Source organism: Paraburkholderia heleia NBRC 101817, assembly GCF_000739775.1.
Taxonomy (GTDB): Bacteria; Pseudomonadota; Gammaproteobacteria; order Burkholderiales; family Burkholderiaceae; genus Paraburkholderia; species Paraburkholderia heleia.
Window position 1 is genome coordinate 370,219 of record NZ_BBJH01000006.1, and the last position, 16,504, is coordinate 386,722.

Sequence of the window (16,504 nt, forward strand, 5' to 3'; positions counted from 1 at the left end):
TCAACGGGCAGCGGCCTTGTAATGCTGCAGGCGGTAGCCGTAGCCATAAATCGGCGAAAGCCTGAAGCCAAATTCAGGCCGCAGATTTAACTTGCTTCTGAGTATCGAAACATAAGTGTCGATGCTTCGTCCGGAAACATCGTTGCCGCGGCTCCAGATCACGTCGAGAATATGCGCGCGCGAAAGCGGCCGGTTCAAATGCTGAAACAGCAGCAAGGCCAGCGAAAACTGTTTTTTGGTTAGCGTGATCGAGCGCCCGGAGTACGTCACGCGGCGATCGGTGGCCTGGAATTCCATGCCGCCGATCACATGTATCGTCGCATCCGCCACCAACGAGTAAGTCCGCCGCAACAACGACCGCACGCGCGCCAGCAGAACGTCCGAGGAATACGGTACCGCGATGACGTCGTCCGCGCCGCGATCGAGCATCGAAACGATCGCGTCTTCGTTGCTGGCGCGGGCCATGAACAACACGGGGACGTCGTTCTGGAAACGCGTTCGCACGCTCTCGAGCAGACTCACGCTGGACATGTCCGTCACGCTATCGCTCACCACGAGCAGATCGAAGGTTTCCCGGCGCAACGCCCTCATGAGATCCCGGCCCAGACGAAACGCGCAACAGATATGGCCTCCGGCGTCAATGGTCCGGCAAACCGCCATCGACCGCACCGGATCGCTTTCTACCACGGCAATTCTCATATCACCAGACTGTCGGCGAGCAGGCGAAACGCCACGGCCAACGACAGTCTTCACACGCACGAGTTCGAATAATTGATAAATCTACCGGCAAGCGCGGCACCGTTACATCAAACAAATTCGATTATCGACATGGCGTACCAATCGACCGCTGAACTCCGTCGGCCTGCGATCACGATACGACTAGTTTTCCGTTAGAACCGCATCGGGCGGGATCGTCAGTTTTCGCCAGATCTCGCCGGAGACGCGCGTGCGGATGCGCGGCATGGAGATCGCCATTTTCATGCAGTGATTCACGCACGCATTATCTCTTTCCTTGTTGCCGCTGCTCAGCAGAACCACGACGCGTTCGGCGTGGCCCTGCCGGTCGAAGTAAATCTTCAACACGGTGCGCTTCGGACTCGATGATTCACTCATATTCATGCACGGTCGCTATTCCAGATCACCTCGCCCGAATGCATCAGCCTCTCCGAAGCACTTTTCATACAGGAAACCGCCGCTTCGAATGGCCGGCTCTCTTCAAACCCGAGGATCGAATAGATTTCGCTCACGCCGTACAGCTCGTATCGACCGACTTCCTCCCACGATGTGCGGTCGAGCGCGACGATAGATGCCTTTTTCGGCGCTTGCAGATCTTTCCGGTTACCGCTGATCCCTACATAGACGATGTCGTTGCGGACGAAGATGCCACGCGTGTAACCGCCCAGGTTCTTCTTCCGGATCAGCTCGAACTGGCCGCTATATTCCCTGACCTCGAATTGTTCGGAATTCGCCAACAGGAGGCGATCTTCATCTACAACGAGGCTGTGCGGCTGCGATAGCTCGCTGACCGCCACCGCATTCTCCCCGACGATCTCCACATAGCCTGCGTTCCGCGTATTGCCCCGGTACGCGCCACTCTGCGTGAAATTGCCGAAGCGGCTGACGAGCAGTTTCCCGTTCATCCGCACGAGGCTGTTGAAGTGGTGCGAGTCGTGTTCGCCGGGGTACGACATCGTCCACGTCGGCGCACCGTCGAATCTGAAGCAGTCGATCGCATTCGTCTCGGTGGAAACGAGCAGAATCCCCTTCGATTCGATCAACACGTCATGCACGTCGCCAAACCGCGCGCCGCTTTCTCCACCGCCGCTGATGAACGTATGCTCGCCTGTGCCGAGGTGACAGATCACCACGTAACGCGGCTGAAGCGCACGCACGAGCAGGTCATCGCGAAAGCTCAAGCCGGTGGCATTGAACGAATCGATGCAAACGACGTTCTTGTTGCCGTCGCGAAGCGCCACGGTTGCGCCGCCATTCGGCGACGTCACAATCAATTTGCTGAACATGTCAATCAACGAGTCAGATTAACTACCCCATTTGCCGATGTAGTCGCGGTATCCTTGCCACCAGACAGCGGACCCAAACGCGCCTTCGCTCTGGTGCGTCACCGATATCGGCCAAGTGCCGATCGTCATGCCCTTCAAGCGCACTTCGCGGCAGAAATCGAGGTCATAGAAATGAAACTTGAATCGCGGGTCGAATGCCACGTTCCGGTTCAGCAATGCAGCCTTGCGCGCGGCGATAAAAACGCCGTCGATCAATTCGCAGGCGACACCGGCCGCGCCAAGTTTTGTAATGCTGCCGCCGCGCTCCTTGCCGTGCGCAATCGAACCGGAAAGATGGTGGGGGTCGTCGAGCTGGAATACGCCTTCGTGCGCGCCCCATACGAAGCACCACGCGGGCTGCATGGGGCCGCGCGAAGTATTGCCAGCGAGTCCTACCACGTCATAGCGATGGCACGCCTCGGCGACGCGCTCGATCCAGAACAGGTCTTCCAGCCAGACATCGTCGTGAATAAACACCAACATATCCGCCGGTGTGTCTGAATGGATTGCGCGGTTGTAGATCTCGGGAAGTCCACACCGATTTTCGTATTCGATGTGGCAGGTGATGCGCGGATCCTGCGAGAACCGCTTCAGTGAGCACCCCAGCGCGGCGTGCGTCCAGAAGTCGTCTCTGGACCGCCTCGTCGCGCTCACAACTTCGATCAAATAATCCGCCATACGTACCTCAACGACGCTTCCGCGTTCAACCCATCTCAACCCTGCATCGGCCAATGAATGCTGTAGCCGACGTCCCGAAACCAGTCCATGATCCATTTTTCCCCATAGATCGATTCCGCGATCGGTTGGGGAATGTCGTAACGGATGATCCTGCGGTTTTCATCGACGATCTTGCGCAGCTTGCTATGGTGGCCAAAAATATGCCGGACCGAATCCTCGCCATGCAACACCGGCGCGGCATGCTCGATCGAAAACTGCCGCGCGATATCCAGCGAAGGGAATTTCATTCCTGCGCGCTCGAGTTGCTGCCGTGCGGAGATACAGAGCCACACGTCCTCCAGCACTGCTTCGCCGTCCCACTGCATTGCGTGGGGCGCAGTTGCGCTAACGGAAGGCACCGGAATCTGGAATGGAATGCCCAACGCTCGCGGCGCATTCAATAACTTCTTGCTGCGCAAACTAAAACCGCCGTTGAAGATATTTTCAACCGGCACGCCTTTCACAAAATCCTCGACCCAGGAAAATCCGCCCCGGTATACCGCGCCGTCATGCCGATGCACGCGCGCGAGATGCACGGGAGCGCCGAGATAGTCGTAATCGAAAAACTCCGGCCGCCAGTTGCTCACATCCATCGCCCAGCCGTCGTTCTGGACGATCAGCGCGAACTCGGTGTCAATGAATTGCCCGAGCGAGTAGAGCACGAAAAGCGAGTACTCCATATAGCCGAAAGGCTTGATGGCAACGTGTCTGACGTTCTTCATCATGCCCTCCGGCTGCGCCGGGCTAAGGAGCAAGCCGCGGCTGCCCGACAATTGCCGCATGCTCAGTTCGATTGCGGAAAGCGCGCCCGACGCCACGGCTTGCAGTCCCGTCACGCTGACTACGGTGATTCGGGAAAAATCAGACATGATTCACCAACGCCTCCCACATCTCTTTCATGCCGCCCGCAATGGACACTTGTGGCGACCAGCCTGAACAACTCAGCAGACTGCCGAAGTTGAGAACATTCGCCGCCACATCGAATGAACGCTCCGGTTCATGACGGACCTCGACGGACAAGCCGTTCGCCTCCGCCAGAGGACGAATCAGGCCAAGGATGTCCATATTGCTGCGGCCGATTCCGCTGCCGATGTTGTAGACCTCGCCAACGGCGCCGCATTCCAGCGCCGCTCTCATGCCCGCCGCCACATCGCGCACGTGGATATAGTCCCGAACCGTGCCGCGCTCGCCGAAGACGACCACTTCGCTACCCTTGATCACATTGCCCATAGCCGTCGCGATGAATCCCTGCCCGCGAAACGGCCGCTGGCCCGGTCCGTATGGATTGCCCGGACGCACCACCACGACCGGCAGTCCGTGCAGGCGGTGGTACATCAGCGCGTAGCGCTCGATGGTCAGTTTGGTGATGCCATACGGCGAAATCGGCTCGGTTGGCGCGTATTCCGAAATCGGCAACCGGTCGGCGTGGCCGTAGACCGTACCGCCAGACGACACCACCAGCAGTCGCTTCAGACGCGGCATCTGGGCAAGGTCGTCCATCAGCGCGACCGTCCTCGGCAAATTTGCCTGAAGGTCGAAGATGGGATCGCTAAAGCTGGTTTTGGGGACAGTCGCGTAAGCCAGGTCGATCACCTCGTCACATTCGCATAGCACGTTTCTGAGCGCGTCGCGATCGTCCGTATTCACCGCAACATACTGCACGCGCGGATGGGCGCCTGCGAGCGCGGGTGCGCGCCGGCCGACGGAAATCACGTCCCTGCCGGACGCGGCCAGCGCATCGCTGAGATAAGCGCCGATAAAACCCGCACCACCAATCAAACAGCTACGCATATTCCCCACCTCCTGCTCGATACGCCTTCGCCGACCTTATTGCGCTTCGTCGACCTTTTCCTGATGCAGTTTTTGAACCGTCTGACCGAACAGTTCCGCGCGTCCTTCAAAAAGCCGGTGCGTCGCTGTCGCGCCCGCCACCTTGCGGCGCAATGCGAGACGTTCGTCGTGCCCGTTCGCGAGGCGCAGCGTCGCGTCGATGTATTCTTCGTTGCTGCGCGTCACGAGCCAATGCGGCATGTTCATGCGCTTGAAGAGGCCTTCATCGATATGCTCGTGCGGTTCGCGGCCCGATTTGCAGACACCCACGAGCCCGACCGTCGTCATATCCACGATGCCGTTCATGTTTCCGAATGGGAACGGGTTGATATACATGTCGCACTGGGAGAGGCTCTTGAGATATTCGCCGTAGCCCTTGTGATTGTTGACAGTCGCATAGTCGCCGAGATACCGCTTGACCACGCGCGTCACCTGCGGCCACATGAGTCCCTGCGCCTGACCAATGAAGAACTGAAAGTGAACCGGCGTCTCCGACCGGTCGGCAATCGCGCGGCAGGTCTCCAGCAACTCCGGATTCAGCTTCATGATGGTCGCGGCCATGGCGATCTGAACGACCTTCGGCTTGCGCATCGGCGCCTGGGCGACGTTCTCCGGCGTGGCAATCGACGGCACGAACGGAAACGCATCGACGGGCATCTTGACGACCTGTTCGGTAAAACAAGCTTCGTCGCCAACAAAATCCTCGTCTATCAGGAAGTAGTCCATCTGCGAGGCGAACGTACTGGCCGAGTGCCCGAGCGTCGTAATCTGCATGGGCGCCACGCGCAGGTTCGCGAGGTACATCGTGGTCTGGAACATGCCGACGCTCGGCATATACAGCACCTGCACATCGCGCTCGTCAGCCAGCTTTCGCACCTGGCGCAGGAAGCTTTCGATGCCCTGGCTCACGTCCGGTTCGATGAATTCGTCGAATACCGCTCGCCCCACTTCGTCGGTCGTATTCATGGGACCGAGGCCGATCAGATGAAATTGATCGCGCATCTTGCGAATCGCGTTCGACAGCACCCGATAAACCGAGTGACCGGCACTGAACCATTCCACCACCACGAGCATGACCGGTTTGCCCGACTTCGGCAGGCGCGCCGGCACCATGCGGTCGTCGATATGCCATTGATGCTGGATCTTGCGACGCAGCAGCGTGTTGACCGAGCGTTTGATGTTGTGCTTGCCCTTGTAACTCGAATAGCTGCAATGCATGTAGACGTCGTGCAGGATGCCGGCGGGTAGTTCGTCGACGCTGTCGATCTCCTCCAGCTTGCCGGGAAGCCATTGAAGCAGCGCTTCGCGCTTGGCATAGGCAGCCGGGCTCGCCGCGAAACGCGGCGACATCAGTGCCACGAAGAGATTCGCCGCCAGCACCTTGTTCGAATCCCAGAGCCGTTCGAAACTGACATTGACTTCCGATTCCGGAAAATACAGCGAGCAGAATTTGTGGAAGTTCTTTCCGGACAACTGCAGCGAGTTCAGTTCGTAACCGTCCTGATTGAACGACCGGAGCACGTGATCGGCATTGGCGAACGGGCTGACGGCGAAGACCGTCGAAAGCCAGCGATGCCATTGCATGACCTGCTTGAAACCGCTATCGGAGAAGCTGAAATTCGGATCGGAGATCAATGCCGAAATCGCGCCTGATAATCGCGTCAAGACGTGAAGATCGACGGTGTCCGGATCGATCTGCATTGCGCGGAGCGAACTCGCCTTGAAATTGTGCAAGACGCCGTAATTCGCATCGAGGTCGTGAAGGAGCGCGAAAAGTTCGCGCGCCGCCAACTCGACCTGACGTGAATAGGCCAAGTATTCGAATCGCTCCAGATTGAATTCCATTTCCGCTTCCTATAACGTAAATGCGGTTGATGCGTTTTATCCAGACGTACCGGCGCGACAAAGCGGCACGCCGCTGCGCGCCAAGGCCTCATCCGCGCCGGTGCGGCGCAATGTGATCACTGATCGTTTCAGTTCCGCTGCCAGCCGCCGAGAGCTCGAAGCCACGTTGTGGCGCCCCGCGACCGGCCACACGGAGAAGCGACGCTGTTTAGCCGCCCTATCGTCGATAGCGGCGTTACCGGCCTTGAACGAGAGATCTTTCGCGCCGAGGACATGCGACGAAAGTTCAGGAAATTCGACGTGTTCAACGCTGCATCACTGCTGACATTGATGAATATACTGGCCTCGCAGAACACTTTAAATAGTAAATGTTCTATTTAATTGTCAAAGATGCCTGAACATCGAGCGGCCTGCATCGTGTCGATTTCAATCCGGTTTGTCGACCGAAACCGGCAGCTCCGCGGGCGTGTCTTCCGCACGTGCATCGGCGCGCAAGTCCTTCGGCAAGGGCAGCCGTTCCAGCATGTAACCGTAGCCATAGAGCGGCACCAGACGATAGCCGCGCTCGGGACGCAAACCCAGCTTGGACCGGAGCGCGGAGACATGCGTATCGGCAGTGCGCATGGCCATGCCGTCGCCGGTCACATGCCAGACCACCTCCAGGATATGCGCGCGGGAAACCGGGCGATTGAGGTGCCGGAATAGCAGTAAGGCCAGATAGAACTCCTTCTGCGTCAGGGCAATGGCCTCGCCCTCGCGCACAACCTTGCGGGCATCGATGTCGAATTCAAATTCGAGCTCTTCAAACGTGGTCGATGGCGCGCGCGTTCCTTCCGCCAGCGAATTGACGCGATACGCACGTCGCAGCAGTGCATCGACACGCGCCAGCAGCACGACGAGAGAAACCGGGCGCACGACGTAATCGTCGGCGCCTGCACCCAACATCGCGGCCACCTGTGTCGCCTCTTCGTTGCTGCTCATGACCATGACCGGAACCGCCGATAGCGGCCCCTGCCGGATGCGGCTCAAGAGATCGATGGCGGAAATATCGGGCAGTTTCCAGGCGACCAGGACCAGATCGAAGGTTTCTTTTGCGAGGCGCCTGAGAAATTCGCCACTTTGTGAAATGGCCACGCTCGTGTAGCCTACAGCCGACAGTAGTTTGCAGAGCTGATTGGCCTCAGCCATGTCGGCGCCCAGAACAGCGATTCTCATGCAGGTTCTCTCAGAAGGCGTTTGTATCGATCTTCGCGGACTCAGCGCCTCCAGAGACACCCTCGCTAAACCAGGCGCCGAAGCCCCGGGGCTCGCCAGGCGGCAACCAGATACGCCTTGCCTTCATGGTGCACCGGCCACCGCGAGGAGCCAATCGAAGATATTCGAATTGATGGAGAGATCTGGAGCTAATACACGAATACGCGAATGCTGGGCGGCAATCAGGCTCGCGGCTTAACGACTGCCACCCAGCCGCTATCCTGAGCTTCGTGGGCTTCGACGATGGCGCCGAGCGCGACAGCCAGCCGCCAACGAAACTGCCCAGAATCGTTCCGAGTTAGAGAATGCCTATCCTGTGCGTGAGAAATGCAAAGTGGCAAACGTGATAATTCGACGCAACGGGGACGGCCCGGCGTCGCGTCATGGCGACTTCGCCTCCAGCATTGCGCGCATCTTGCGCAGTTCGTCCGCGATCGCCAGACACTGCTCCTCGATGTCCTCGGTCCAGCGTCCCGTTTCGGCGACGAATAAACGCAGATCGCAGCAGTGTTCGAGCAATTGCGACGGCCCGAGCACGGAGAGCCCGCCTGCCACGCCATGCAGGTATCGGCGCAGCAATGTGGTGTCGCGCTCGGTCACGGCCAGTTCGAAGCGCTCGAGATCTACGCCAACCTGCTCGACAAAGGACGCGGCGTAGTTCGGCGGTACGTGCGGATAAGCCGGCAAACTTTCGTCGAGATCCTCGCTGGCCAAAGTCTCGACCGGCTCGGCGGTCTCGACGGCCACGCTCCGGCCGCGCTCGAGAACCGCCGTCAAGGCCGACATCGGCACGGGCTTGGTCAGATAATCGGTAAACCCGCGCGCGCGCCCTTCGGCAATATCCTCAGGACGGGCACTCGCGCTAATCGCGTACACAGGAAGGTCGATGCCGCGCCGTCTGATTTCGTCGAGAAACTCAAAACCATTCAATATCGGCATATCGATGTCGGTCAGTACGAGATCGATATCCGCCTGGTCGAGACGGCTCAGCGCCTCCTCACCGTTGGTCGCTTCCACCACTCGCGCGCCGAGTGTCGTCAATTGATCGCGCAGCAAGTCGCGATTCAGCACGTTGTCTTCCGCGATCAACACATTCAGGTTTTCGAAACTTCCCGAGGGACCGGCAACATCCGATTCGGAAAAAACATGATCGCGCACCGCGCCGCGGCTGGCCGCCGTGCAGATCCGCACGGCGGCCTTCATTCCGGCGGCGCTATAGATGCTGACCTCCACGCTGCCGTCGCGATTGACCGTGGGAACGAGCGGCCCGATCTGCGTGGCCCAGACGACGGCACAGGGCTTGCGGCACCAGTTCGCGATACTCGCAAGATCGAATTCGTCCGTTGCAATGACGACGTCGAACTGAACCTGTTCGAGTGGCTGCTGAATGTCGTTGACGACGACCGGCGCGGCGACGTCGGGATCGATCAGATTGAGCAGCCATTCGCCGTATTCGGCCGAGCGGCAGACGATCACGGGATGCTTCGTCGGCAAGGTCCAACTCGCCCGGCGTCCAGGATGGCTCACGTCTTGCAGCGGAAGCGCCACGGAAATTCGCGTGCCGACACCTACTGCGCTGTCGAGCGAAATGTGTCCGCCCATCAATTCGCACAACCGCGCACAAATCGAGAGACCCAGACCGGTGCCACGCGCCTGCATTAGCCGGTTGCTGTCGCCCTGAATGAACGGTTGGAACAGCCGCGCCTTGAGTTCGTCGGGTATGCCGATTCCCGAATCGATAATCGCCAGCACGACTTCCGAATCGACCCAATTCGCGCGCAAGACAATCTTGCCGGACTGCGTGAACTTGAATGCGTTACTGAGCAGATTATTGACGATCTGCGAAATACGAATGGGATCGAACCGCAGCACGGCGGGAATCGCCCGATCGACCACGATAAAGAATTTCAGCCCCTGCTCCGTCGCGAGCGGTGCATAGGAAGTCGCGATCCGGCTCAGCAGATCGATGAGCGACGCGTCTTCTTCATGCAGACTCAATTCGCCGATGTCGATCTTCGAGAAGTCCAGTACATCGTTGACGACCTGCAGCAAGCCCTCGGCGGACACCTGCATGGCCCGAACGCGCGCGCGCTGCTCCGGTTCGAGTTTTCCGCGCGTCACGAGTTCGATATTGCCGACGAGCGACGACAACGGCGTGCGGATCTCGTGGCTCATCGATGCGAAGAAGTTGACCTTGGCCTTGGCCGTGGCCTCCGCGGTGCGTTTGGCTTCGAGCAGCAGTTGTTCAGCGCGATGATGCTCCGTCATATCGGTAATCGCGCAAAAGAACACCTCTTCCTTATTCAGCGTAACCGGCGCGTAGGTGAACTCCAGATGAACGCCGCCCTCTCCATGACGGGTCAGTGAAAATGGAAACTGGAATATCTGCGTTCCCTTGTTGCCGGACACGTCTTTATGGTGCATATCGAATTCCCGATGCAATGAGCCCGGCAGCGATCTGTCCGTCTGTTGCAGGCCCAATACATTGCGCGCGATCTGATTGGCCACGAGAATTTCGAGGTTTTCCTTTCGCACGATGCATAGCCCAATGGGCGTCGCGTGAACGAGAAGATAATTGAGCATCTCGCTTTCAAGCGCGCGTGAAGCCTCGGAATAGGTTCGCGTCAGGAATCTGAAATTCCAGTAGCGGTACATCGCGAGCAACAACACGATCAGCGCGGCGGTCACCGATACGATCAACAACAGGTCGTACCGCATCGCATACATCTGCTGCTGCACGGGCAGGACATGAATCAGATGTCCGAACCCCGGAATCAGCGGCGGACGACGCAGTGCCCAGCCATAACCCTGGACCCAATGAAAGCGGCCGTCCTGAAGATGCGCAAGACGCGAGTCGATCAATCGTGCTTCCGCAGCCAGCGATGGTGCGACCAGCGGATTGCCGCCGTCGTCGATGGCGATCGGCTCAGGCAATTCTCCGCTCGACGACTTCAGTACGTCGGCGAGATCCATGCTCGTTAATACGACAGCGTAGACTTCGTCTCCGCGCGGAACGAGCGATGCCCCGATCATCTGCGGCGGTGTTCCGTCCGCCGATCCGGGCGTCGCAAGCCAGACGACACGTTTCTGGCGCGCGGCAGTCAGCGGGTCGAGTCCGTGCGCGCCATATCGATTGAGCACCGTCTGCACCAGCGAGGAGGTCGACGCACCCGGTTGCGCCGGATGAATCGGCGGAAGCCTCGACGAGAATTCATAGCCATAGGCCGCGCTGCCGTCGAGGAGCATCATTGCCACGCCAGGCGGACGCCCGGAGGTGGACAGCAGTTGCGCGGCCTCGTCGCAACTCTCACGCAGCAGCGGAACCGGAACCGCTCCCGGCAAGCTGGCAACACATCGTCCCTGAATATGGGATCGTTTCTCGGTGGAAACACCGTTGACCCGCAGGTCGAGCACCATGTTCGCGGTGAGCAATGCGCTGCGATGTTGCAGTACCGCGTCGACGACATCCTGCTCCGACGCCTCGGCGATTTGTTCCTGCGCACGCAGGGTCTCCGACATGCGCGCGGCAATCGCGATCGCCGAAGCCGCGATGGCGGCGCACGCGAGAAGAAAGATGACGATGGTAAAAACGCGTCGCTCGCGCTTAAGATTGGCTTCGAGCGAATAAAAGGAACGTAAGGGCGATTCCTCGAAATTCTTTGAAAAGCGCTGCATTACACGAGCCCTTGCTCATGTGCGTAGGTCACGAGATCGGCATTGGTCGTCACGTTCAGCTTGCGCATAGCCGAGCGCTTTTGCGTGGCTACGGTCGTAATGGAACGGCTGAGCTGACGCGCGATCTCCGTGAGCGACACACCGCGCGAGAACAGACGAATCACCTCTAATTCCTTCGGCGTGAGCAACGACGCGCTACGCATGCTCGACGGCGCATTGCCAACGCTCGCCAGGCGCGCCTGCACGCCGGGCGATAGGCACGGCGGCTTGCCGGCCAGCGATCGAATGCAAATACGCTCCAGAACGGAGAGGTTTTCATCCTTGCCAACCAACCCCGTCACCCCAAGTTGAACGAGCTGATGCAAGATTCCGGTGTTTGTCAGCATGGTGAATACGACGATCGGCAAATCGGCATACAGGCGGCGCAAGCGAGCAATCAAACGCAGACCATCTTCGTCCGGTTGCGTTTGCTGCATCGTTAAATCCGTGACGACCAGATCGCACTCTTGTTGCGTGAGCACTTCGAGCAGTTCCTGACCAGAACCCACGGTGGCGATGACCTTGAAACCTGGAAGCGCCTGCAACGTGTCGGTAATGGCGAGGAGGATAATTGGATGGTCGTCGGCAACAACGACTCGCGTATCCTGCAATGCATTCATGTAAACTCTCCGCTTTACGTACCGCTCAGACGTTTAATCGTCACTTTTATTGCACCACTTTCACGCACCCGCGCGGCGCGCCCGGTAATTAGCGATCGGCGCTCGTTCCGGTGGCATTCCACCCTCCTGGGGACATATCACTTCGTGATTGATTCTCCAGCATCTGCTGCCATCAGTCTACTGGGGCGGCCGATCGTTCGCGAGACACACCGGCAGGCGACCGGGCGCCGCAAGTCATGGAGAGAGCGGCCGCGCAGACTTTCAGATTCCTGACTGCGCGCGGCGCGTCCGGCGGCGTGCCGCCTTGCTGATCAAGCGATGTTTACTCGCCGTCGAGCTTCAGCGGTTTCCAGACGGGACATTCCTCGCGGCAATGGCAATGCACGCAGGATGGGCTTACACGCAGGGATGTTTGCTGACATGTCCTGTCACAACGCGGATCGTCCTGCGACGCGGCCGTGGCCTCTTTTCCGACTGACCTCGGCGTCAGCGGAATGCCGAATATCGGAATTTCGCGCACGGCGATGACTTCCATATCGACCGGCAAAGCGGCCGATGCGACTCCGAATATGCCCGCGGTTAAACCCATGCACAGGATCAGCAAGGCCGTGACGACCACCAGCCAAGCGCTGGTCACACTGAAGTACCATACGCAAAACAGCACGCAGCAGAATAGCGTAAAAAATACCGGCAGGAGGAGAAGCGCAAAGCTCGCCAGCCAATCGCAGATTTGCGCCATACGGCCGCCACGGGCATATTGTCTCGCACGAAATGTCATGCTTCCCCCCTTTCGACTACTGCTATGCCTTATCCCTGTTCATGATTGAACCACCGGCATTTCGCTAAAAACACGCATTGCCCTGCCCGACCCGAAGCCTGTCAATTGAGCATTCAACGAAACAATTAAATCCTCGATATCTCAATTTTATCCAGGGTAAAAATGACTTTGCATCGAATAATTTCGAAAAGCTCGACCGGCCATTTGTCAAATTTATAGATATTTATAACTTTTTGATCTCGCCAGAACCCCGAACTGACGGCGCGCAGTGCAGCGATTTTGGGTGCCTGACGATCATGTGTGATCGCACCGCGACGATCGTTCCCGAACGGCGTACGGAACAAACGCACCGGGCATCAAGATGCACTCGCCTGGCCAGTCCCAGCGCACAGCGCTTCCGAGCGACGGCGCAGGCAACACCGGCATCGCGCACGTGAACCAGTTGGGTTTGCACACGGACTACTCGCTCTCCAGGCGCACCGATATCTACGCTCAGGTGGTTTATCAGTTCGCAAGCGGCATGAACGCGGCGATCTATAACGGCGACACCACGCTGACCAGCAGCGACGACAGCGCAGCGGCGGCGGCGCGTTACCAAACCGCCGTCACGGTGGGCTTGCGTCACAAGCTCCAAGTATCGAGGAAGTACTCGACCGACGCGTTCGGCATCAACTCAAAGCCGTGTGGATGGAAACATCCCACGGTTTTTTTTACGTTCCGAACGATCGGATTGAACGAGCGATGTCGGCCAGGCAAAAAAAAGCGCGCCAGAAACTGGCGCGCTGAATACTCATGGATACAGCCGTAGCATGGGAGAACCTGCTACGGCTATAGGATAGCTTTCGCCTCTATTTCGACAATCGAATAACCTCGAAAAATGGTCAAATCGATTGACGCGTCGAGGTCTCGAGATCTTCAATTGTCAGGTCTGGTGCCCGTTTGAGCTGCAAAAGATGGCCCCGCCCACCGCCATCGTCGCGAAACGATGACGGTGCGTCGCCACGCGTTTGCCGCTTGCTACGTCGAAATAGCTGACCGGATCGGCCTCGAGCATCCGATTGTCGACGCCGACGAACCTTGCGGTTGTCCTCGTCAGATCACCCGACAAACGTAACTGCGCGATCTTCGTTAATAAGCATCCGCCCGGAATGCCCGACGACGCTGCGCGCGGGTAACCAGGCAGGTAATCGTGGACCTCGACCACCCCACCGGTCGGAATATCGTCTTCCGAACACCCGGACGAAAAGGCTAGCACTGCAACGATACAGACAGTGCGTGCGCGGGCCGGCGGCTGGAGGTTACCTGTACGAACGAAATGCACTATCGGCTCGTCTTGTTAGCAATCGCGTCAGCTTGGTGCATCGTTTGCCTGCTTCCATCGTTTGCCCATTGATTCTTTCTCGAAGGTCCCAGATGAGCAATCCAGCCGAGCTTCCTTTTTTCAAGGTGTATGAGATGTTTGAGCACCACGATGGCTCGACAGGCCGGACTCTTCGTTGATGCTTGAAGAGACCGGCCGCACACGCATTATTTCTTGTCTACGTTCTCGCATTCTCCATTCAGTTGTTTCTCACCTGCGGGCAAATTCATCACGCCCGAATCCGTGCAATTGAACAACGGCTTGACTTCGCCAGGATTCTCCATGTGCAGCTGCTGATAGAGCGTTGCCTCCACGGATTTATCCACCGGTTGCGCGAGATTCGAGCCATCACCGGAACCGATCACTGCATTGGTCGAGTTACTACTCATCATGTTCTCGACCGCACCTGCCACATCGCCAATACCGGACTTGAATCCCGCGATGACACTGCCGCTGTCATTTCCCTGGTTTGATACCGTCGAATCGTCGGTCGGATTGTGATACGTGCTGTTGATCGTCGTGTTATTGGTGCCGTTTATATACCCATTGTCCGTCACGTTGCTGCCAGAGACGGTCGTGTTGTTACCCGTGATATTTCCGGTGTTCGTCACGTTGTTCGTGGCACTCACGGTGGTGTTGTCCGAACCGCTGATGTTGCCGCTGTTCGTGACGTCGTTGCCCGACACCGTCGTGTTGCCACCCGTGATATTTCCGGTGTTTGTCACGTTGTTCGTGGCGTTCACCGTGGTGTTGTCCGTGCCGCTGATGTTGCCACTGTTCGTGACGTTATCGCCCGACACGGTCGTATTGCCGCCCGTGACGTTGCCGCTGTTCGTCACATTGTTCGTGGCGTTCACCGTGGTGTTGTCCGAGCCGCTGATGTTGCCGCTGTTCGTGACGTTGTCGCCAGACACCGTCGTGTTGCCACCCGTCACGTTGCCGCTGTTCGTCACGTTGCCGCCAGACACTGTGGTGTTGTCCGTGCCGCTGATGTTGCCGCTGTTCGTGACGTTATCACCCGAGACGGTCGTGTTACCACCCGTGACGTTGCCGCTGTTCGTCACGTTGCCACCAGACACCGTGGTGTTATCCGAGCCAGTGATATTTCCACTGTTGGTGACGTTATCACCCGATACGGTCGTGTTACCACCCGTGACGTTGCCGGAATTAGTCACGTTGCCGCCAGACACCGTGGTGTTGTCCGAGCTGGTGATGTTGCCGCTATTCGTGACGTTATCGCCCGACACGGTCGTGTTACCACCCGTACGTTGCCGCTGTTCGTCACGTTGCCACCAGACACCGTGGTGTTGTCCGTGCCGCTGATGTTGCCACTGTTCGTGACGTTGTCGCCCGACACCGTCGTGTTGCCACCCGTGACGTTGCCGCTGTTCGTCACGTTGCCACCAGACACCGTGGTGTTGTCCGAGCTGCTGATGTTGCCACTGTTCGTGACGTTATCGCCCGATACGGTCGTGTTACCACCCGTGACATTGCCGGTATTCGTCACGTTGCCGCCAGACACCGTGGTGTTGTCCGAGCTGCTGATGTTGCCGCTGTTCGTGACGTTATCACCCGACACCGTCGTGTTGCCGCCCGTGACGTTACCGCTGTTCGTCACGTTGCCGCCAGACACCGTAGTGTTGTCCGAACCACTGATGTTGCCGCTGTTCGTGACGTTGTCACCCGACACGGTCGTGTTACCACCCGTGACGTTACCGCTGTTCGTCACATTGCCGCCAGACACCGTAGTGTTGTCCGAACCACTGATGTTGCCGCTGTTCGTGACGTTGTCACCCGACACGGTCGTGTTACCACCCGTGACGTTGCCGGAATTAGTCACGTTGCCGCCAGACACCGTGGTGTTGTCCGTGCCGCTGATGTTGCCGCTGTTCGAGACGTTGTTACCGGACACCGACGTATTTGTGCCGTTGATGTCGCCACTGTTCGTGACGTTATCACCCGATACGGTCGTGTTACCACCCGTGACATTGCCGGTATTCGTCACGTTGCCACCAGACACCGTAGTGTTGTCCGAACCACTGATGTTGCCGCTATTCGTGACGTTATCGCCCGACACGGTCGTATTGCCGCCCGTGACGTTGCCCGCGTTCGTCACGTTGTTCGTGGCGTTCACGGTGGTGTTGTCCGAGCCGCTGATGTTGCCGCTGTTCGTGACGTTGTCTCCAGACACGGTCGTGTTACCACCCGTGACATTGCCGGTATTCGTCACGTTGCCACCAGACACCGTAGTGTTGTCCGAGCTGCTGATGTTGCCGCTATTCGAGACGTTGTTACCGGACACCGACGTATTTGTGCCATTGATGTC

14 protein-coding genes and 1 pseudogene are annotated in these 16,504 nt (G+C 58.3%); 2 read left to right on the top strand and 13 right to left on the bottom strand.

What is annotated here, in order from left to right; translation table 11 throughout:
- The 11 genes from BHE01S_RS07260 to BHE01S_RS35960 all read right to left on the bottom strand — a co-directional run bounded on the left by BHE01S_RS07260 (position 1) and on the right by BHE01S_RS35960 (position 12,818).
- Complete coding sequence (locus BHE01S_RS07260) at positions 1-699, bottom strand: response regulator transcription factor (RefSeq protein WP_042262042.1); 699 nt, start codon at positions 697-699, stop codon at positions 1-3.
- A gap of 180 nt (positions 700-879) precedes the next feature.
- A complete protein-coding gene (locus BHE01S_RS07265; protein ID WP_167337665.1) occupies positions 880-1,083 on the bottom strand; it encodes a hypothetical protein in 204 nt (67 codons plus the stop codon).
- 32 nt (positions 1,084-1,115) lie between these two features.
- Positions 1,116-1,892, bottom strand: a complete 777-nt coding sequence (locus BHE01S_RS07270; RefSeq protein ID WP_167337666.1) for a DUF4915 domain-containing protein — start codon at positions 1,890-1,892, stop codon at positions 1,116-1,118.
- Between the two features lie 147 nt (positions 1,893-2,039).
- Positions 2,040-2,738, bottom strand: coding sequence for a glycosyltransferase (locus BHE01S_RS07275; RefSeq protein ID WP_042262046.1), 699 nt, complete (start codon positions 2,736-2,738; stop codon positions 2,040-2,042).
- A gap of 35 nt (positions 2,739-2,773) precedes the next feature.
- The gene (locus BHE01S_RS07280) at positions 2,774-3,646 is read right to left on the bottom strand and encodes a DUF5672 family protein (protein ID WP_042262050.1); all 873 of its coding nucleotides are present in this window, start codon (positions 3,644-3,646) and stop codon (positions 2,774-2,776) included.
- Positions 3,639-4,568, bottom strand: coding sequence for an NAD-dependent epimerase/dehydratase family protein (locus tag BHE01S_RS07285; RefSeq protein WP_042262052.1), 930 nt, complete (start codon positions 4,566-4,568; stop codon positions 3,639-3,641). The genes BHE01S_RS07280 and BHE01S_RS07285 overlap by 8 nt, the downstream gene beginning before the upstream one ends.
- 36 nt (positions 4,569-4,604) lie before the next feature.
- Positions 4,605-6,452 (bottom strand): hypothetical protein, encoded by a 1,848-nt coding sequence (locus BHE01S_RS07290; protein ID WP_042262055.1) that lies wholly within the window; start codon positions 6,450-6,452, stop codon positions 4,605-4,607.
- A gap of 426 nt (positions 6,453-6,878) precedes the next feature.
- Positions 6,879-7,667 carry a response regulator transcription factor gene (locus tag BHE01S_RS07295; RefSeq protein ID WP_042262057.1) on the bottom strand — a complete coding sequence of 263 codons (789 nt, stop codon included), beginning with the start codon at positions 7,665-7,667 and terminating at the stop codon, positions 6,879-6,881.
- Between the two features lie 420 nt (positions 7,668-8,087).
- On the bottom strand, positions 8,088-11,381 hold the full coding sequence (locus BHE01S_RS07300) for an ATP-binding protein (protein ID WP_042262059.1): 3,294 nt from the start codon (positions 11,379-11,381) through the stop codon (positions 8,088-8,090).
- Positions 11,381-12,040, bottom strand: coding sequence for a response regulator transcription factor (locus BHE01S_RS07305; RefSeq protein ID WP_042262061.1), 660 nt, complete (start codon positions 12,038-12,040; stop codon positions 11,381-11,383). Before BHE01S_RS07305 ends, BHE01S_RS07300 begins: the two co-directional genes overlap by 1 nt.
- 322 nt (positions 12,041-12,362) lie before the next feature.
- Positions 12,363-12,818, bottom strand: coding sequence for a hypothetical protein (locus BHE01S_RS35960; RefSeq protein ID WP_157025183.1), 456 nt, complete (start codon positions 12,816-12,818; stop codon positions 12,363-12,365).
- Between the two features lie 361 nt (positions 12,819-13,179).
- Between BHE01S_RS35960 and BHE01S_RS39765 the strand changes: the two genes are divergently transcribed.
- Positions 13,180-13,626, top strand: coding sequence for a porin family protein (locus BHE01S_RS39765; RefSeq protein WP_042262062.1), 447 nt, complete (start codon positions 13,180-13,182; stop codon positions 13,624-13,626).
- A 114-nt stretch (positions 13,627-13,740) separates the two neighbouring features.
- Here BHE01S_RS39765 and BHE01S_RS37655 read toward each other — a convergent pair whose 3' ends face one another.
- The gene (locus BHE01S_RS37655) at positions 13,741-14,139 is read right to left on the bottom strand and encodes a hypothetical protein (RefSeq protein ID WP_157025186.1); all 399 of its coding nucleotides are present in this window, start codon (positions 14,137-14,139) and stop codon (positions 13,741-13,743) included.
- A 206-nt stretch (positions 14,140-14,345) separates the two neighbouring features.
- Positions 14,346-15,425 (bottom strand): beta strand repeat-containing protein, encoded by a 1,080-nt coding sequence (locus tag BHE01S_RS07320; protein WP_157025189.1) that lies wholly within the window; start codon positions 15,423-15,425, stop codon positions 14,346-14,348.
- Between the two features lie 21 nt (positions 15,426-15,446).
- Between BHE01S_RS07320 and BHE01S_RS07325 the strand changes: the two are divergent.
- Positions 15,447-16,504: pseudogene (locus tag BHE01S_RS07325) on the top strand (hypothetical protein); the annotation flags it as partial.